Annotated in this window: 11 protein-coding genes; 3 read left to right on the top strand and 8 right to left on the bottom strand. The window is 56.3% G+C overall.

The window, feature by feature from the left end; translation table 11 throughout:
• Positions 1-81: 81 nt before the first annotated feature.
• The 5 genes from cmk to asnB form a co-directional block, all read right to left on the bottom strand.
• A complete protein-coding gene (gene cmk, locus FHS27_RS05485) occupies positions 82-732 on the bottom strand; it encodes a (d)CMP kinase (protein ID WP_184302789.1) in 651 nt (216 codons plus the stop codon).
• 21 nt (positions 733-753) lie between these two features.
• Positions 754-3,309, bottom strand: a complete 2,556-nt coding sequence (locus tag FHS27_RS05480) for a transglutaminase TgpA family protein (RefSeq protein ID WP_184302786.1) — start codon at positions 3,307-3,309, stop codon at positions 754-756.
• A gap of 1 nt (position 3,310) precedes the next feature.
• Positions 3,311-4,603 carry a DUF58 domain-containing protein gene (locus tag FHS27_RS05475; protein ID WP_184303356.1) on the bottom strand — a complete coding sequence of 431 codons (1,293 nt, stop codon included), beginning with the start codon at positions 4,601-4,603 and terminating at the stop codon, positions 3,311-3,313.
• Between the two features lie 135 nt (positions 4,604-4,738).
• Positions 4,739-5,683 carry an AAA family ATPase gene (locus tag FHS27_RS05470; protein WP_221224896.1) on the bottom strand — a complete coding sequence of 315 codons (945 nt, stop codon included), beginning with the start codon at positions 5,681-5,683 and terminating at the stop codon, positions 4,739-4,741.
• A gap of 106 nt (positions 5,684-5,789) precedes the next feature.
• Entirely contained in the window at positions 5,790-7,700 is a 1,911-nt protein-coding gene (gene asnB / locus FHS27_RS05465) for an asparagine synthase (glutamine-hydrolyzing) (RefSeq protein ID WP_184302782.1), read from the bottom strand.
• Positions 7,701-8,021: 321 nt separating this feature from the next.
• On the opposite strand from asnB, the gene FHS27_RS05460 reads away from it, so the two are divergent.
• Positions 8,022-9,920, top strand: a complete 1,899-nt coding sequence (locus tag FHS27_RS05460) for a S8 family serine peptidase (protein WP_184302779.1) — start codon at positions 8,022-8,024, stop codon at positions 9,918-9,920.
• Between the two features lie 99 nt (positions 9,921-10,019).
• On the opposite strand, the gene FHS27_RS05455 is transcribed toward FHS27_RS05460, so the two are convergent.
• The gene (locus FHS27_RS05455) at positions 10,020-11,888 is read right to left on the bottom strand and encodes a redoxin domain-containing protein (RefSeq protein WP_221224895.1); all 1,869 of its coding nucleotides are present in this window, start codon (positions 11,886-11,888) and stop codon (positions 10,020-10,022) included.
• A gap of 198 nt (positions 11,889-12,086) precedes the next feature.
• Here FHS27_RS05455 and FHS27_RS05450 point away from each other — a divergent pair, with 198 nt between their 5' ends.
• Both FHS27_RS05450 and FHS27_RS05445 read left to right on the top strand, forming a co-directional pair.
• Complete coding sequence (locus FHS27_RS05450; protein ID WP_184302776.1) at positions 12,087-12,989, top strand: fructosamine kinase family protein; 903 nt, start codon at positions 12,087-12,089, stop codon at positions 12,987-12,989.
• Positions 12,990-13,025: 36 nt separating this feature from the next.
• Positions 13,026-13,700 carry a class I SAM-dependent methyltransferase gene (locus tag FHS27_RS05445; RefSeq protein ID WP_184302774.1) on the top strand — a complete coding sequence of 225 codons (675 nt, stop codon included), beginning with the start codon at positions 13,026-13,028 and terminating at the stop codon, positions 13,698-13,700.
• 43 nt (positions 13,701-13,743) lie between these two features.
• On the opposite strand, the gene FHS27_RS05440 is transcribed toward FHS27_RS05445, so the two are convergent.
• Both FHS27_RS05440 and FHS27_RS05435 read right to left on the bottom strand, forming a co-directional pair.
• Positions 13,744-17,589, bottom strand: coding sequence for a DUF7133 domain-containing protein (locus FHS27_RS05440; RefSeq protein ID WP_184302771.1), 3,846 nt, complete (start codon positions 17,587-17,589; stop codon positions 13,744-13,746).
• Positions 17,590-17,718: 129 nt separating this feature from the next.
• Positions 17,719-20,643 (bottom strand): BatD family protein, encoded by a 2,925-nt coding sequence (locus FHS27_RS05435; RefSeq protein ID WP_184302768.1) that lies wholly within the window; start codon positions 20,641-20,643, stop codon positions 17,719-17,721.
• Between the last annotated feature and the right edge of the window lie 138 nt (positions 20,644-20,781).

The raw sequence follows: 20,781 nt of genomic DNA, 5'->3' as shown, positions 1-20,781 counted from the left end.
AGGCAGCCGATATCGCCAGACTCCGGGCACCCGAACCCAGGCGACACAACTTGCTGACAGCCCGCCCCTTACTCGACCAAGCTATGCCTGGCGACAACGCACGGTATCGAGAACGGCTTGCTTGACCTGCTCGGGGCACATGCCATCGGTCTGAATTACCGTTGCGTCAGACGCCGCACGCAGCCGCCCAACATCCCGCATACGGTCCTCAAGATCACGCTGGTTTTGAGCGATCAGCACTTCCTCCAGACTCGCCTCCCGGCCGGAGGCAATCAACTGCAACTGACGTCGTCGGGCTCGTTCCTCAGGCGAAGCGGTCAAGAAAATCTTGCACTCGGCATCGGGAAAAACCTCCGTCCCTTGATCACGCCCTTCGGTAACGATGTCGCGTCCCTTCGCGATGCGACGCTGCTGTTCCGTCAAACACCCTCGGATCTCAGGCGGGTCAGCGATGAATCGAATATTTGACGTGACCATGGGCGTCCGAATCGCATCGGAGACATCCTCACCATCGAGGTCGATGCGATCGTCCTCCCACGTCAACGTCGCCGCCTCGGCATACGAGACAAGCGACGCCACATCCTGCAGTTCGACCCCCGCCTGCATTGCCCCGTACGTGATGGCGCGATACATCGCACCGGTGTCGAGAAATGCGAACCCGAGCTCTACTGCGACATCGCGTGCGATACTGCTTTTGCCCGCCCCTGCGGGCCCATCGATGGTCACGATCATGCGTGTGCGATCTTTTCGTCGTTACTTGTTTTTTGGCTTGCGATGCTGCTTGATAGCACCTCGGATCAAATCGAGCGACCGCTCAATCGATTTCTTTGAGGCTGGGTCGCCACCGACTGCCGCCGAGCTTGCTGCAGTCTCAGATCCGTATCGCAACCGATAGAACAACTGCGTCAGCACCGACGTCGGACTCCGCAGCCCATCATCGGAAAGGCTGGCGGTCAATTCAGCGGGCGTCTGCCCAGGCGCCCGAGCATAACCGGCTTGCTCAAGCAATTCGAGCGCCTCGGCATAAAACGGAATCGAAGGACGAGCGGACTTCTGAGCCTTGGCGGCGCCTCGCCGGCGGCCGTAGAGATTTGGAAACTGAAGCTTCAGAAAAATCACCGCTGCAAAACCGATCGCAATCGCGATAATTGCCCCATTCGTTGAGAACAGCTCACCACCTCCAATACCCTGGACCTCGCCGGCGTTGATTTTTAAAGCGAGAGTTTTTGTCCGCTCGATCCACGTCCGATATGACTGAGTCATCGGTGCGAACCCCGGAGTCGACAACAAGGTGGACTCCTGCGTCTTCGGATCCATCTCGATCACGTAATCCGTCCAGAGGTTTTGAGCCAAGTCAGCAATCTGCCGACTGCCCCTGGCACCTGACTCATCGACGACGCCACCGCCACCGGGAGTCGGATCGAGCCGTAACCAATACCGACGCGATCGCGGTTGCCCATAGATATTTTTGCCGAGCGGTAGATCTTCGGCATCGATCAACGCCTCGACCCACGCGTGGGCGTGGCTTTGACGAACGATAAAGTACTGACCGAGATCACTGAACTCATCACAGTGATACCCAACCACCAACCGTGCTGGGATCCCCTGACTACGCAGCATCATCGCGAGCGCCGACGCAAAGTACTGACAGTGCCCTCGGCGATCGATACTGAGAAACTGCTCAATCGGATCCATCCCCAAAATGTTTTTGGAATCCAGATTCAGCGTGTACTGGTACTGGTTACTTAACGACAAGTGACGCTCGAGCCGTTTGGCGATCTCGACAGGCGTGCGTTTTCGCCTCGGAATTTCAGCGATGACTTCATCGGCAATTTCACGAGCCGACGGCATCACTTGCTCAGAATACTCTAACAACTCATCGAGGTATTCGAGCTGCTCGGCGACCAACGCCTCTGGCTGAGCCGTATTGAACTCATCGTCGATTGAGACGCTTTGCATGCCATCGGAATCCACTAAGTCCATCGGCGCTAACGAAAGGTCGTTAATCCACTCCGATTGCACGCCATCACGAAAGGCGTGCGTTCCGAAGAAGTATTCGATACGCGGGAACTGCGAAAACCCGTCTCCACCGGCGAGTTTCTGGTTCCGAGTAATCGTCCATTGGAACGGAAGATTCGTTACCGCCTCACTACCAATGATTCGGTGATAAGGTGCAATCGCGAACAGATCAGGCGTCCGCATGGATTCGCAATGCACCTCGACGTGAACCCGATCGAAAAAGATCAAATCACTGTTACGCTTGGGAACATAGCGGACCGGAAGAACCTGATTCGGCCCCGAAAGTCCAATCGGAACTGTCTGCCAAGTGCCTCCACCTTCGGAAATATCCCGATCGGCGATGTACTGTTCGAGCGTTCGCCCACGTAGATAAATGCTACCCAAAACGGAGTACGGCTGGTTCTTTTCAGGATCGATCAGTTTCACCCGAAGAGCACGCTCCTTGCTCGTTTGCATTTGGCCGATTTGGCCCAATTTCACACTACCGCTGAAGCCGACCAAGGCCTCCGTCGACGCCCCACGCTGAGCCTCAATTCGTCTTGGCAATGCAAAGAAAATCGTCGCGGCAATGAGAGTCACTGCTGGCAACAACACAAAGACGCTCGTCCACGGCACGCCCAACGCGACCTTCGCAAACGCACGCTTCGCCGCTCGATTATCCAACGCATAGAGAGCAGGTTTGGAATGATCGTTGGAAGGCGTGTTTGCGGTACGACTGGCTTCGACCGCACGCGTCGTTGTCTCGTCGGCGGCGAGATACGCGAGTGCAAAACCCGCCGTGATCGTCAGCGGGATGAACCAGATCGCGTAATTGAAGGCATCATTGAAGACAGCCGCAACGACACAGTTCAGCAGGGCAAAGATCAGCAATTGCTCGAACAGTCGATGCGTCTTCTCTTGCAGCATCAAGATCGCCTGCGCGACCGCGAGCAACTGTGCCACAGCAACCATTTTTCGGCCCAACTGGTCCGCATCCTGCACAAACTCCGCGACACAAACAAACGCGGTCAACGCCATGGCTGCATAGGCAACCAACGAAGGAAGCGCAAATAGTTTTTGCCAGTCGACGCAAACGAATCCGATCACCGCAAACGTGACGACGATGACCGACAGAGACTGAGTGTCCGATGCCGTCCCGAGCAGCATCCCACCGAGCCCCGTCGCGAGCGCAAACGCAAACTTCGTCCGCAACCTCAGCGGCGTGTCCGGTTGATGCCAAACCCCGGCATCCTGCGGGACACCTTGAGACTCGTCCTCTGGCTCGACGGTGGGTGACACTGGTTCGCTCATTTTAAATATTCTCCGACGCGATCCATTGACTCGCATCTTTGCTCGACACGTCGACCCAATTCACTTGGCTGCGGGATTTCCACCGCCGAAGCGAAGTAGCCGTGGCCGCGTCCGATGCTGCGGCCCGTGTTTGCGATCTCGAGCTGATCACCAGAAGATCCGGCAACCGCGTCGCTGCCGAAGAGGCTTTCAACAAGGCATCGGAAATAGGGACGTGAGAACTCGGGTTCATCCGGGCCAACGCCTGCAACATCCGCTTCCGTCCGACCAGGGAGGCCCCGGTCGCAATGACACCGATCTCCTGACCGGCGACCACCAACAGCACGCGGTTTTCGCTGCCGTGGGTCAACTCCACAGCCAACGTCGCAGCCAAACTGATCGCTCGTTCGACGTGTTCATCGACCGCAAATTCGTCGACCGCCCGGGATTCGGCTTCCTTCTTCGAAGTTGCCGTTTTTGGCCCGAGTGATTTGATCCTGCCACGCAAAGTCGACGAACTCGAGCGCTGTTGACGGTCACTCGGGTCGACCGCTTTAGGCGACCAAGCATCGACCAACAGACACAGGTCGAAACGCTTTTGCTGTTCAAACTGACGCACCGCTGGCTCACCCAACCGCGCCGTCGTCCGCCAATGGATATGACGTGGACTATCACCGTGACGGTATTCACGCAAACCGAAGAAGACATCGTTCGATGGCCCCTGTCGGTGCACAGTTGCCGAAACATTACCAATTCGGCTGGGCAGCAATCGCTGCCAAGATCGCTTCAATCGAAATAGGCGAGGGTAAACGTCGACGTAGTCCTCTTCGCGGATCGACTCCCGATACGCCGTCGATAACGCGAGCGGTGCGAGGGTGGACGCCCGCCATCTCCCGAATCGATATCGGCCCCGGTGGTGTGCGATCAAATCAAAATACGCACTGGTGGTCTGTCCCGGCATCAGCAACCCGACCCCCGTCAACGCCTCGATACTGCCAAAAGGCACGATAGCAGGCCGCTTACTCGGGACGGAAACCTCGCTTTTCGCCAGACGCATCTTTTCCATCGTGTCAACCAAACTGATCATCCAAAGCGGCATGAGCCGGTGTTGGTTATTGATCTGATAGCGGATCCGCATCGGCTTGCCCGCAAAGGCTTCCGAAGGCATCCGGCGATCGATCCGCAGCGACGTGATCATCGCGCGACTGATCCGCCACTGCGCGATGACGCAGCCCAGCGTGATCGCGGCCACCACCACCAGCAGATTGAGCCCGTTGAGTGAACCACCCAAGATGCCAAAGATGCCGATCAACATCACCTGGATGCCCAGTCGCGTCAGCCGGTGGCGGGTACTGCGTCTTTCCATGGATGAGTTTGCTTTGACCGCCTCACGCGCAGGAGGATTCGCACGTCAGTGAGGATGAACAAGAAATAATACGGGCACCGAATATTATACGGGCACTGGAATCGGCTCGATCAAATCGGCCAACTGCTGCTCGACAACGGTACGGCTGCCGCCCTGGAAAATCCCCTCGGGCAAAACCCGGTGGGCCAACGCGGGAACAGCCAGCAATTTGAGATCGTCGGGCACCACGTAGTCGCGTCCACGCAAGAGCGCCAGCGATTGGCAGCCACGATAAAAACTGAGTGCCCCCCGCGTACTCACTCCCACCTGAAACGCCTCGTGTTGGCGAGTCGCAGCGACAATATCCAACAGGTAACCCGTCAACGAATCATCAAACCGCACGCGGCCGACTTCTTCCTGAACCGCAACGATTTGCTCGGGCGAGACCACACTTTCTAACGTGTTGACCGGCTCGCCGGCCTGGTGCGTCTTCAAAACCATGCGTTCAATTTCGCGGATCGGATAGCCGATCGAGGTCCGCAACAGAAAACGGTCCAACTGACTCTCGGGCAACGCGTACGTACCTTCATACTCGAACGGGTTCTGCGTTGCGATGACCATGAACGGTTTAGGCAGATCGTGTGTCACGCCATCGACGGTCACCTGCCCCTCACTCATCGCCTCCAACAACGCCGATTGCGTCCGAGGCGGGGCGCGGTTGATCTCGTCAGCCAAAACGACGTTGGCGAAGATCGGACCAGGTGAAAACTCAAACTCGCCTGTGGCCGCGCGATAAATCATGCTTCCCGTGATATCACTCGGCAACAAGTCTGGCGTGAACTGCAAACGCGAGAATTTTGCATCCAGACTATGAGCAAGCGCTTTCGCCGCCAAGGTTTTCCCCACACCGGGCACGTCTTCTAACAAGACATGTTCGCCCGCCATCGCGGCCAAAATCAGCAAGTCGATCAGATCGTCTTTGCCTAAGACAACCTTAGCGATGTTATCGCGGAGCAGTCTGCAGATATCAAATGCGCTGCGCTGGGCCATGAAAAACTTCTAAAAGCGAGGCAGTGTGAGAAGGAAAAGGGCGGAAGTGCGAACTTCCGATACCACATGCTAGTGCCTCGACCAGCATCTTTCCATCGGGCAACGGCTACAGGCCCGCCCCCCGCATCCAAGTTTCGAGAATTAATAGATTCCAAAGTCGATAGCCATGGTTTTGCTCACCACTTTCGTGGGCAGTCACCAACTCTTCAATTGCTTCGGGACGGAAAAAACGATGAATGGAAGCGTCACTTGCCATCATCGTGTCATGCACCAGCGGACGGAACTCATTGCGGAACCAGCTTCCGATCGGAATCCCAAACCCCATTTTAGGACGCGTAAAAATTCCAGGCGGAATTCTGTCACCAAACGCATCTTGAAGCAGTAGTTTGCCACGACGGCCGCGAAATTTGTGTCGCACCGGAAGAGTCGCGGCGAACTCCACCACACGATAATCCAGCATCGGTTGGCGGACTTCGAGCCCGTGAGCCATGGAGGCAATGTCCACCTTCGTCATCAAATCACACGGCAGGTAAGACAGCACGTCCGATGTGGATGCGCGCGTCACCAAATCGCGTCCTTCACTGCGTGCCCAAACCGATTCCAAAAACGCAACCGGATCCTCCCCCGGCAATTCATTGACAAATTCGTCGGTGTACATCGACGCTCGCAGCGACTCCGGGAAAATTTGCAACCAATTCAAATATCGTCGCACATCCGGCTGCCCAATCGCTTCCAAGAAACGTTTGCCACGTCGCACGATACTGCGCCGTCGATTCGAATCAGGGAGCTTCTGAATCAGCCCAATTCCTGGCATCGCGTGGATCGGAAACAAACGTTGAATCTTTTGGCTCAACCATAGTGCACGGTACCTCTCGTATCCCGCGAACAATTCGTCACCGCCATCGCCTGACAACGCCACGGTCACATTCCGCCGCGTTAACTCGGACAAATACCACGTCGGAACCGCAGAAGAATCACCAAACGGTTCGTCATAGTGCCAAACCAATTTCTCGAGAATCCCGATCGCATCAGGAGTGACCTCAAAACGTGTGTGGTCCGTTTTCAAATGTTCGGCAACCTGAGCGGCGTAGGTTGTCTCATCGAAATCCGCGATCGGAAAACCGATACTAAACGTCTTTAGCGGTTTGTCAGTATGGTCGCCCGCCAACGCGGTGATTAGCGACGAATCGATACCACCGGACAGGAACGAACCGAGCGGCACGTCACTACGCATCCTTAACCGGACCGAATCGCTCAACAACTCTCGCAATCGTTCGACGGCTTCGGCATGTCCGATTTCGATCTCAATGGATGGATCGTAATTCCAATATCGCTCGACCCGAAATCCCTGAGCATCGAGAACCGCAAAATGTCCGGGTGGCAGCTTGTGGACACCTTTCCAAATCGTGCCCGGATGAGGAATGTATTGATAGGTAAGAAACTCATCGATCGCCGCCGGATCAATCTCCTCACAGATGCCGGGCACCAACGCCAACGACTTCAGCTCACTGCCAAAGACGAGTCGACCGTTTTTGAACGAATAGTAGAGCGGCTTTTGGCCGATTCGATCCCGACCGAGTATTAACCGGTTTTTGCTCGCGTCCCAAATCGCGATCGCAAACATTCCGTTGAGTTGCGAGAAGCAATCGGTGCCGATGTCTTCATAGAGATGCAGGATGGATTCACCGTCGCCATGCGTCGCGAAGGAGTGCCCCGAACCCTCGAGCCGCCGTCGCAAGTCGACATAGTTGTAGATTTCGCCGTTGAACACCATTTTCACACGGCCGTCTTCATTGCTCAACGGTTGCCGCGCGCCTTCGACATCGATGATGGACAACCGTCGGAACCCGAGCGCAACGCCCATCGGGTTTCCACTCGCGTCTCGATGCCCTGCATCCGTCCAAATCTGAGAGTCATCAGGCCCGCGATGCGAAATGATCTCAGTCATCCGCCCGATCAGCGCGTCATCAACACGCTGATCCTCTCGCATCCATACCGAACCCGTGATTCCACACATAAACGCCAAACAAACCGAATAACAAATTAAAAGCAAACTCGAGAAATGCAGTATCGTCGACGGCGGGACAGGAAAACAGCCCGGAACGGCATCGCAAAACGAACGCCCCCCTAAAGCCCAACCGAACGGTCCCCAAACGACCTAATCGCCGACAACGCAAAATCACCAACCCATAACTGCAAAACAAGGATTTACCTGTCTCACGACTCCCCCCCGGCTTCGTCACCGAGCGTCCAAGGTTTCCTCGCCACGCACCACAGCTAAAATCAAAACGGACCAAAAGGATTGCTCTCCCAGCCTACACGGAAAGGATGTCGTGCCATGCATTCCCCATTGAGAAAGTGGCCGCGAAACCGAGCTCTCGGGCTTGAAACGCTCGAAAATCGACGCCTACTCGCCGCCGATGGACTGACCGGTGAGACAACCAGCGTCCCGTCAGTCGCGAGTCAATTCGATGCCACTTCTGCCGAGGTGTCCAGCACGACGCCAACTGATTTCAGCGTAACTTCGGACGCCGGTTCGACTCGCGATACCGCGACCAACATCGGGACCGTTGACGGCAGTCGATCTTTTCTCGGACGACTGGGATGGCACGACCAAAGTGACGTGATTCAATTCTCCCTCGAACGGGCTGCCGAGATCGAAGTCGATCTGTCGCAACTCACTCGCAACGCGAATTTATACCTAACGGACTTCGCAGGCAGTTTGATCGATTATTCGATCGAAACGGGACTGACGGCTGACGTCATCACCACAACGCTCGCGGCTGGCGATTACTGGATCGCGGTAACCTCCACGTCGCTCTACACCACACAGTACACGTTATCGATCTCGGCCGAACCGCTCGCTCCGATTGGGCCAATCGATCCAGGCTCGAATTCAGGCGGTGACGATGCCGAATCGGATAGCGGTGATGGAACCGTCGCTCCATTACCCGATGTCGAATATTTTGGCTCGACAAGAGACTGGAATATCAACGCGATCGGTGCCCCGGAAGCGTGGGCGGCGGGATACACCGGACAAGGCGTCGTCGTCGCGGTTGTAGATACGGGTGTTGATCTCGACCATGCCGACCTGACCGACAACATTTTCGTGAATCCGGGTGAGATTCCGAACAATGGAATCGACGATGACCAAAACGGCTTCGTCGATGACGTCCATGGATACGATTTTACGGATGGGGATAACGACCCCAACGACCTCCGCGGTCACGGCACTCACGTCGCCGGGACGATCGCCGCGTCCAAAAACGGATTTGGTGCCACCGGCATCGCTCCTGACGCAACGATTCTGCCTGTTCGGGTTTTAGACGCCGACGGATCGGGTACCGCTAACGACGTGGCCGCCGGAATTCGCTACGCCGCTCGGATGGGCGCCGATATCATTAACCTCAGCCTTGGGGGCGGCTACAGTTGGGCGATCGACTCGGCAATCGACTACGCCCGCTCCTTGGGTTCCCTTGTCGTGGCCGCAGCAGGCAATGAATCCGCAACCGCCCCCGGTTTTCCCGCACGATTCAGCGCCACCGATGACAACGTGATTTCCGTTGGCGCCTCGACCTCATCGGGATCGATCGCGAGCTTCAGCAACCGTGTCGGCGACAGCCTCGCTGTGCAAATCGATGCACCGGGGGCTGGCATTTTCAGCACGTACGTCGGCGGGCGTTACGCCACCCTATCAGGCACCAGCATGGCGAGCCCTCACGTCGCCGGATTGGCCGCGTTGACACTTTCGAGCAATCCTGATCTGACCAACCGCGACCTCCGCAACTTGCTCGCAACCGGCACCATTGGCCGCGTTTCAGGTTCCGATGCGATCGGTTCGGCATCCGCCACGACAACGGTCGCCTACGCCGCAGCAGGACTGCTCACGTCACCGAGCCTCAATCACACGTCGGCGATCGATTTGGTTCCCGATGGATCCGGCAATGCCTTAAGGAGCACCGAACTGATCGACATTGTCATGACCTCGGACGCTCTGAATTCAAACGCGACGTCTATCCATGACCGCGACGAGCAATTGCTCGACAATTACATCGCACCAACATTGGCCCAGATCAGCCGACTCGAAACGCATGCCAAGACGCAGCTAAACCATGAACCCACGAAAACTCGCGAGCATGACGTTTTCTTGACCGAATACGACATCGACGTGTCCGAATCAGTCGTCCGTCAAACCGAAGGATGGTTGCGACATCTCTCATTCATGCCGGGCACCTGAAACGCTGGCCTTACTGACGCAATGCTAACGAGCGTCTCAAATCAGATGCACCGGCGTCGCAGCGAATACGTTTCAGGGAACGCCGCATTGGGTTTCCCTTCAACGACGAACGGCATAGTGGTAATAACCGATCATCATTTCTTCCCACGTTTGATCGCCCCATTTGACGGTCGCGGTCGGATCCGGATTGCTCAGATTTTTCTCACTATTATCGTACGCGGCATGGCCAACTAAACGGCCTCCCGCGGGTAGTTTCATTGGTTCGTCGAGAACATAAGAGGTCTGCCAATTGAAATCGTAGTTCGGCACGTCGAGAAGCACGGTCGACTTGCTGTCCGAAGACCACCATGAACGATCGGCCTCTAATTCATACCGGAACGATTTTCCGCGGACATGCATATGCGGCATCATCGCCAGCAACTCGGCCCCCTTGGGCAAACGCGGTCCATTTGCGGCAACTCGGTAATCGGCTTCGCCCGGCGGAATCCTTAATCGTGTTTGCACGACGCTGTCGGTCCGTATCTCGTGTGTGATCTCTGAAACATCAGCTTCCACAATCGCAAACTCACTGAGGTCTTCTTGAGGAGTCCCGGTGGGCGTGTAATGAACCTGAAAAATCAGCTCACTTCCCGCGGGGATCCGCTTGGCATACCCACGCGTGAAAGGTTCCACTCGGTATCCCGGCACGTAACCATCGAGAAAACCACGTTGGGCATGTAGCCGTTGCGTCGAACCGGGCTCGCGGGCGAAGACGAGAATATGGTGCACCACGCTGCGGTTGCCCGGACGGAGTTGCATGGCGGAAACCCAAACATCTTTTTCGAATCCAGGATCGACACGATAGTATCGGTACTTCACTTCGCCCGTTGCCGGAATCGACACGGGTGATTCGGTAATCGGAAAAACATGATCCGGCTGTCGCGGCAATTGCCAATATCGTCCATCTTCGCCTCGCACCCCCTCGTCCTCGGTCGACGTCAGAGCCAATGCCTGTTCGTCATCTGCGGGGGCTCCTTCGATCGTGCCGGTGTCCGCCCAACGCGATAGCAGATTGAGTTCCGCGTGAGTGAGTTTTCGCTCGTTTCGGAATTTCACCGTTGACTGCGTCCCCGCATGCCACGGAGGCATCCGCCCGTCGCCGGTCGTCTCGACGATCATGTCCGCCCAGCCTGCGACCTCGTCGTAATCATTCAACGCAAACGGGCCGATCTCGCCGTCACGGTGACATTCGACACAGTGCGATTGCAGAATCGGTTTGATGTGATCGTGATAAGTCACCTTGTCGTTCAGAGCGTTTTGCGAGGTTACTCCAGCAGGCTGCGAGACGCCTGAACTCCGATTTTTGCGACGCCCGATGATGCACCCGACCGCTTCGGTATGCGGAACAGACACTTTTTCTCCAGACAACACTTCGTCGATCGCTTCTCGCAAATCGCTACGCCGGGGTTGATCGAGGATCGTACCGATTCCGTACTGATCATCCACACGACCTCGGTACTTCAGTTTTCGCGACGAATCATACAGGAACACCTCCGGCGTCCGTTGCGCCCCCACCGCATCGGCGAATCGATTGCCGAGATCTTTGCCGACACGAAACGGCAGTCGACTGCGACGCTCAAACGCGGCGATCTCTTCGAGCGAGTCCTGCCGGTTGCTCATCACGGCCAGAAACACGACACCGCGTTCTCGGTAGCGCTGATGTAAATCCGAAAGTGTGGTCGCGTATAATTTCGCCAGCGGGCATTCGGTTCCCAGAAACGCAACGACGAGGCACGTCCCCTCCTCTCGAAATTCGGAGTCAGCGAAACTCGATCCGAGCGGATCTTTCAATTCGAAAGAAGGCAACGCCGATTCGGTTTCGGCGGCATTCGCCACTCGACCGCGTAGGCAAACCAAACTCAAACTGACGAGCAAAAGCAATCCGACGAACCCCGCAAGGCGGCGAACAATTTGAGCATGCTGAGACATCACATTTCCCACAACTGAAACAAATGACCGAATTGATAGATTAACGCGACTCACCAGAAAGGGACACATCCATTTTGCTTCCTATCCCATAGGAATTCCCCAGACTATTCTGCCTCGTCCTCACTGAATCCACCTCTGCGGCTCCTGTGTCCCTCGATTTCATTTTCGCGTTTCGCCGAAGCCCTTTATCAAAACACCATGTCCCCGGAAAAACTACTCGCTGAACTGATGCCCAACGACGCGAACTATCGCGTTGTTTCGCGAAAACCGCTCGGTGGTGGATGCATCAGCGACGCGGAATGCGTAACGATTCAAGAGGATCGTTCGTCTCAGCGTGTCCTGTTTTGGAAGAAAAACGCCGCCCCGTTTATCGAAAATTTCCGCTGCGAAGCAAACGGGTTGCAACATCTCGCCGAATTCGGCCGAATCCGAACACCGAAAGTATTGTGCGTCGGCATCGCAGGAGGACAGTCGCATCTGTTGCTCGAATTCATCGATCGCACCACGAAAGGCACCAACTACCAGCAGTTTGGCGATGCACTCGCTCAACACCATCACGCCTCGGCGGGGAATCAGATCGGTTGGGAAGTTGACAACTTCCTAGGCTCGACGGTTCAGCACAACCGCTGGGACGGCGATGCTGACTCCTGGCCGGAATTCGTTGCCCAGCGGCGGATTGCGCCACAAGTGCGGATGGCGTCGGATTCAAACCTGATCGATACCTCTCTGAAGAACCAACTGCAGCGAGTCATCGATCAGATGGACCAGTGGTTGATCGGACGTGAAAACCGAACATCACTCCTTCACGGTGATCTCTGGAGTGGCAACTTTTGGTCCGATCCCGGTGGCGAACCGGTTTGGATCGACCCGGCCGTCTATCGAGGATGCCGCGAAGCGGAATTCGGCATGATCGAACTGTTCGGCGGATGCGCCGCGTCGTTCTATGAAGCCTACCACGCACGCTATCCTTTGCCGGACGGGTGGAAGCGACGCGTCGACGTCTACGTGCTCTACCATCTGCTCAATCACCTTAACCTTTTCGGCGCGAGCTATCTCCAATCATGCCGCGACCGAGCGGCAGCGATCCTACGAGCCACTTGATTTCATTCATTTTTGTCTTTTTCAACACCAACCTTCATGCTGCAATCCATCTCGCTGCCACGCAACCTCGACACGCGGCCGATCCCAACTCCTGTTCACGCGATGGTACACGACCTTCGCTGTCGCATCGAAGCATTTCAAGATCGTTGGGACGTTCCTCAGATCGAACAATTCGTCGCCGCAGATTACGAACTCGTTTACCAAACACTCGACTGGGTGCGTGAGTCGCAAATGATGATCGGCAATCGTTTCGTCGAATGGGGCTGCGGCTTTGCGGCTGTCACCTTGCTCGCCGATTGTCTCGGCTGGGACTGCATCGGAATCGAATCCGAACCGACGCTGCTCCAACACGGGCGTAAAACGGTTTCGGATTGGTGCGCAACCCTACGCAGCGAACCGCAGGCCAATCGTGAGCAAACACTGGCTACGCCGGCTGAGCCGGAATTGGTACTCGGCAATTTCCTGCCCACCGGATCGGAGGAACTCGCTGACGATCCCACGTTACCGAGCCTAGGACACAACACGGCCACGGCTTACGAAGAAATCGGATTGGAACTCGACGATTTCTCAGTCGTCTACAGCTATCCGTGGCCAGGCGAAGACGAATTTCACGAACTCGTTTTCGATCGCTACGCCGCACGAGGAGCAATTCTCGTGCAGTTCTGTGGCCCAAACGATGTTCGGGCTTGGCGTGCGGTCTCCCGAACCTGAGTTCACGTCACCTGCCGGGCGACGACCTTAGTCGGTCGACACGTTAGCGTTGCGGACGTGATGCGATCTCGATCGGACGGACGAGCCCGAGGTACGTCATCAAGTCACGCACTTCGTTCAGACTGAGTTCGTCAATCAGGCCGCTGGGCATAATGCTCATGCCGCTCGGTTGGATCGAATCGACATCGTCACTCGCGATCGTTGTGATTTCATTTTTGGAATCACGGATCTGCAACTCATCCCCGATCGTGCTGACCATTCCGACATACACCTTGCCGGAAAGGGTCAAGACTTTCTTGCTCGCATATTGGTTACTGACCACGTGCGAAGGATGAAGGATCGATTCCAGGATCTCGCGACGCGTGAAGCGTTTGGCCATGTTCGTCAAATCGGGGCCAACCGAAACGCCCGCTCCCTCGTGACGGTGACAGCTCGCACACTGGACGCTCTGATAGATCGCCAGTCCTGCATGCGGGTCACCCGATTCACCTTCGGGCGAATCGAGGAAAGTCAGCAATTGATCCAAGTCCCATTTCGATTCGTCTTCACGTGGCAATTCTGCTTGTGGACGATCGGGGAACGTTTTCGAATACCATCGCTGCCAAAGGGCCATCGACCGTGCGGCTCCTTCGGGACGAGTCATCCCCGTCCAGTGTTCGAGCAATCGTTCCACGTTCTCAAACTTACCGCCGTCTTTCTCCTGCCGCAGTCCCATCAGGATAAGAGCACGCAAGGCCATTGGATCGTCAGTTGCGATCGGCACGGTACGCAGTTTCGAGACGATTTCTTCTGCGGAAGGGCCATCGAGAATATTGAGGCTTCGGACGAGGTAGTCCCAATTCTCACCATCGGGTTTTTGAGCCAACGCGAGTGAGACAACGGCTCGCCGTTGTGGCTCGGTGCGCCAAATCTTGCGAAGATGATCTGCAGACTCTTCGTCCGTGGCGGTCGACAACATCGCGATGATACCGGTACGAAGACGTCGGTGAACGTCATCGATCGTTGGCTCAGCGACGAGCTCGTCGTCGAGGCTACGCAGTTTGGCTGCGGTCACGTCGTCGATCGGACGCTTCAAGCGGAAGATGGCGCCGAGTGCGGCATTTCGCCAGCGTGAGCCTTCATCCAAGATCGCTTGCACGTCGTCGTCGGAGAGATGCCGAGCGAAATCTCGCGTGACAGCGACCATGTACATCGGAAGTGATCCGTCGGAATCTTCGCTCGCGATGCGTTCGTACATCTTCAACATCGCAAATCGCTCCTGAGCACTCCAATCGCGATCAATTCGTTGCAGACACATTGCGGTCAACACGCGATCGAGTTTCGGCGCATCGGAATCGATAAACTCCATCGCTCGTGGAACCATCGATTCGGCTTGAAGGTACGCTGCCAAACGGATCAATTCGTGATTGATGCGTGAGTCACCGGACGGAAACTCTTGAGCGATACGATCTCGCAACCATGGAACCGCGGTCGGCGGAATTTTGCAACGAGTCAGCGTGACTTGGCAGAGCCGCAGGCTATCGACGAAGTCTTTGTCACTGAGGAAGCCTTCCATCATTTTGCCGGTACGCTGCAGCACCTTACCGCCGGTCTCTTTCGTCGGATCGGCCGCAACCAAACCGAGCATACCGACCAACGCGACGCGGGTGTCAGCCGATGTCATCACTTCGTCACGCCACGTGTCCAGCGGCATCCGCTGCAACACCTGCCGAGCTAGGTAAGCAACCGTACGGTCTTGCGAAGCGAGCAATTCGATCAAACGCTCCGTGTCGCTCGGAAATTGAGCACTTCGGAGAATTGCTTCGCAGGCGGTGCGAACAACGCGTGCATCACCATCGGAAAGGAGTTCTTGCAATCGAGCAGCGGCGCCCCGTGAAGGCGACAGGCCCAACTGCATCGTAGCCCGGCGTCGGACAGCTTCGTTTTCGGTTCGAGATAACTCAACGAGCAGTTCTTCACTCGGTGCGGGTCCGTACATTTGCATCAGATTCATGGCCCGGATGCGGTAGGACGGTGGGTTGTCTTCGCTATACGCGACGCCTGCGACTTGTCGACTCCAATCGTCACCGAGTTCGTGACGGATGGTTGCGATTTCTTGACGGGCCCACGCCGCGTCGAGTTGCGGTTGACGGACGGCGGCGGCGATGCCGTTGCCGATCTGTTTCATCGCATCAGGAATTTTGCCTTGGTAAACAACGCGATAAACACCGCCGGCGGTGCCACGTCCACCTGTGCAGAAATACAATGCCCCGTCAGGACCGACAGAAAGGTCCGTGACATTCAGCGGTGTCCCCTTCAGGAACACTTCGCTGTCCGCGGAATAGCCGCTTCCGCCCGATTTCAGACGAACATTGAGAATACGTCCTTCGGACCAATCGGCCAGAAAGATACTGTCGTGATATCGGACCGGGAACATGTGGTGTTCATAGCACTCAATCCCCGTCGGGCTACCGCGACCGGTATCGAGTAGATTTGGAACGCGATCATAGTAATATTCTGGCCATTTCGCCCAACCCGTGCGCCATCCAAATTCAGCCGATTCGGTGACTTCCATTAATGCCGTTGGCCGGTACCAAGGTGTTTCCACATCGGCTTCCATGTCCGCGTCGTGAACGAACAAACTGCCGCTAGGATGGAACGCCAAGTCATATGTATTGCGTAATCCGCCGGCGACGCGTTCAACGACGTCACCATCGATGTCGGTCCGAATGATCGTTCCGCCGGGTGCCTTCACACCGCGACCGTGCCCGCCGGGATCTTCAAAGCGAGGCAACAGATCACCTTCGTAGATATCGCGAAGGGTTTCACCTTTGCCTGTTTTGCCGATCGGCTGAACGTGACTTCCTAACGAGACGTAGATCATTCCGTCGGGACCGAGGCGCAGACCGTGTGGCCCGTGCTCTCCGCCTTCACCGCGAAATTTCAAGATTGTCTTTACACTTTCGAGCGTTCCGTCGCGGTTCGTATCGGATAGGCGATACAGTGCCGTTCCCTCGGGACCTTTCCCGGTAACGAAGACTTCCCCGTTGAGCGGCAGGATGCCTTGCACTGACTCAACTTTGTCACAATAAGTGCGAACGTCTTCCGGAATACCGTCGTCGTCGCGGTCAACCACGATCAACAAAGGTCCCTGCTCCTGCGATAGTACAACGTGTCCGAATTCATCGAACGCCATCGCGATCACGGATCCGACTTGTTCATCATTAAGAACGCGTTGGACGCCGAACCCACGCTGAATTTGAAATCGTTCGGTTTGTTCTTTTTCGGTTTCGACAGCGACAGTCTTTTCCCGATCCCAGGGTACGGTTTCGCCTAGAACGCCAAAAGACGTTGCCGTGTCCCATGTCCGATCGTTGAGCATCGGATTGTCCCACGCACTCTCTTCGCTGAGGCTCGTTCGCCAAGTCTCATCGCTGCTGAACGTGTACCACTTCTGATCGCCCTCGGGTCGAATCGACACACGCGCGACGAGAGCGGCGGTATCGCCGTTTGTATTTTTGACTCGGACCGCGACAACGTTGCGACCGACTTCCAGATAGTCCGAAATTTCGAACTCCTGCATCTGCCGATACGATTTTCCGTCGCCGATGACACGTCCGTTCACACGGACCTCATAGTCATCGTCGGCTGCAATTTCGAGAATTCCTTCGCCACGCTCACGGAGGTTGAGGACCTTACGGAACCAGCACGTTTCGCCGACCTCAATCGCCTGGTCACGGTCTGTCCCGCCAGCCCAAATCCACTGGGCCTCGGTTGCCGAAGCGACCGAACCGAGCGGCCCAGCAGGTGATAGCGAAAATCCTAACCCCAGCGGGGAGATGAGGCCGGTCACGATCACGGCAAAAAGCGTTAAATTTCGTCCTGCAAACATTCCTGACGAGCCTTCCATGGCGAGAAATCAGACTATTTCGAAGCAGCGTCCGGCGCCGCCGCAAAGACGGACGTCGCGCTACCTGGGTATTTCACTCTCAGCGGTATCAAATCCGACCGAGGGACCGCAAGGCCGCCCCACCGCTTTTCATCTGAGGATTTCAACATCACTGCGGTGCACCCAGCCCAGTCGATTTTCCTCGATCCGCAGTTTCACCCAATCGCCACGAATCCTATCAACGGCAAACGTCATTCCCTCGGCGGAATCGAGCGTTTCGGCCAAATCGAATGACTCGCCATCGCCCGTCCGCAACGCCAATTCGGCAACGACAGCGACCGCGTGATCTCCCGTTTGCCACGTGTTTTCACGCAGCAAAATCACGCCCCCCGTCGCCGCGATCACAAGGCAAACAGCCCCCCAACGCACCAGCGAACGGTTCTGCGAAAACAAACGAGCAATCAACAGTCCCCAACCTAACAACGAGCCGAACGCCAATACGATCATGCCGATCAACGGCACCCGCCACATCGACCACGGCACCCCGGCACCAATCTGTGCGAGCAAACCGTTCACCTGCAAACGAAAACTCATTGGCGCATAAAACTGGGCCCGCAGATAACTCGCGATCGCACGTCCCGTTTGACCACTGTGGTAGTACGCGTTCCCCAAATTCAAAAACAGGCTTCCGTTGTTCACGCCACTATCAACAATCTGCTGATACTTCTCCGCTGCGGCTAGGAACTGCGTCTTGGCGTCGTCCGAGACGCCCTGCATCGCCTCGGAATAAAGCGTGTCCGCTTCTGCCAGCAACGCTGACCGTTGCGATCGGGAAAGAGACTGTGCCAAGTCGCGTCCCTCCGATTCACTTCCATCCGATTCACTACCACTGGGTTCACGCCCCGCGGCCTCGGGAGCTGCTTTTGCACTGACCACTGATTCCGTCGTCACGTCTTCAAATAGCGGTTTGAGTTGACCAAGTTCACTTCCACTAGCGACGCCGTATCCTGGATCGCCGTCACTGGCATGAGCGGCCGCAGTGACGAACGGCAGCAATAGCAATAAAACGATCCCCGCCACGGTTTGCCCGGCACCAATGCCGTTGACCGTCGAACGACTCGGATCCGGTCGCCTCAAACCGTGGGTTCTCCAACGAGACTTCCTCGCCGCGTCGGTTCGCTCAATCCAGTCAACCGCTTGATCAACCATCACGGTGTGTGACGTGGTACCGGTTCGACATTCGTGAGCAAGCGTTTCGAGTTCGGCAGCTAATTCTGATTGCCCGTGACGACGCAGGAATCCGAGGCCATCGAACCAATCCGCATCAATGGAGTCTACCGTCGCGTTCGCTCGCCCCGCGCCACGCAACGAATTGAGGTACGAGGCACATACCAAAGGGATTTCGACATTCTGCGACGTCGAGCGCAAAACCTTGATCGCTCTCTGGCGGCGAGACCCCAACCACTGCCCCGGTGAAGTCAAACGGGATCGGTTGGCGATCGCGAACACGACAACAAAACAGAGCGGCGGCAAAAGAACGAGCATCAACGCCGCTCGCAAAATTGAGCGAGTCGGTTGATTGACTAAGATCGATTCGTCAGCTTCATTGCGAAACAAGAATGCACTCGGAGAGAAACTCTGAACGTCCGATGGCGAAGACTCCGCTGCCTCCGACGCACGCCTCGCCGTATCGGAATCACTCACGATCGCGTCCATCCCCAACGTTTCAGATTCACTCACGTCGATCGAAATCGGCTGAGTCGCGATGGTTTGAAATTGTTCCGATTCGGGGTCAAAATAGCTCATCGAGATCGCGGGGACCTCGGTCACTGACGTACTCCGTGGTCGCACCGTCGTCGTGAAATATTTAGCATCATCCTGCACGAACCCGGCCAAAGGTTGCTGATCGACGCGAAACCCCTCGTTCAAGACATCAAGGGGTGGGGCCTGCACTAATTCCAACGGCCCGTCGCCGCTGACCGCAATCTGCAAAGTGATCGGATCTCCGGCACGGACCGAGCGAGAATTCGTACGAGCCGATATCTCGTACCGTCCAACCGCACCTTGATAATTCGCCGGACGTCCTTGCGTCGGGATCGGCAAGACCTCGGTCGCGTCTACGCTCGCGGTTGCCCGGATGGGTCGCGTTTTCGTAATCGCTAGCCGCTCCGAACCAAACGGCGATCCGAACTCATCGTCCATCAAACGCGACAGTGGCGAACCGCCGAAGAACCTGTCGATTGGATCGACCGATCGATCCAGTTCCTCCGGGTAATTGAACACCACGTCAACGTCGCTGGCGTCAATTCGGCCGGGACGTTTCGGGTAGATCGTCGCGTCGATTTCAAAGAGGTAGTAACTCCGCTTTGTTCCCTCACCGTCCTCGCGGAGCACTTCACGTCCGCCCGGTCGTTTGCGTTGGTCATTGAGGTCTTGCATCTTCGAGGCAAAACTTCCCCATGACGTCTGCCGCGAAAGGGTCGACCACATCGATCTCTCGTCCAACGTGACCTCAAATTGCCGATCACGGTAACGCCGGATCCAAATCTTGAGCGTCATGTCGAGCGGTTCGCCCACGTAGACGCGGTCCTGTTTGCCCTCAATTTCGACAAACAACAGATCGCCGGTCTCGCTGTCAATCGTGACAAATCTCACCGGTTCGGTGGCGAGATTTTGTCCTGACGCGGAAACCCGTATCGGTGGAATTTCGAACTCACCGGTCCGCTCGGCTGTCACCGAATAATACAAGATCACGGACGACTTATATCTCGCCCTGCCGTTCTCGAAAAAGGTTTCCGAACTACGCGACGGCGCGCGAGAGGAGCGAATTTCTAGCCCGTCGACGTCTGGGATTTCAGGGCGGCGAATGTCTTCGGCGTTTTCGATGACAACCTTCAGTTCGATCGGTTCATCGACGTAAGCTTCGCGGGTAGATAGTTCCGCTCGAACCTCCGCGGCTGAACCGCGCGTTTCAGACAGGAACCCGTAGGAGCCTGCGAGCAACAACCACGCGAAGCCGGCAAATGAACGACGAAGTAGCAACTGCAATGGAGATTGGGTGAAATCAAATTGCATAGCAGATCTTGTGGAACACCTCTCGACGGAGCAAACCGATTTACCAACGACAGTGCAACCTGTTTACCGAAGTCAGCTCTACGCAGTAAATCTCAACCTGGTTTGTGAACCTCGCGTGGGATCAATTGACCGCGGAGA

The organism is Aporhodopirellula rubra, assembly GCF_014192335.1.
In the GTDB taxonomy this organism is placed as follows: domain Bacteria; phylum Planctomycetota; class Planctomycetia; order Pirellulales; family Pirellulaceae; genus Rhodopirellula; species Rhodopirellula rubra.
The sequence above is the reverse complement of the archived record's forward strand: the minus strand, read 5'-3'. Positions and strand labels throughout refer to the sequence as shown.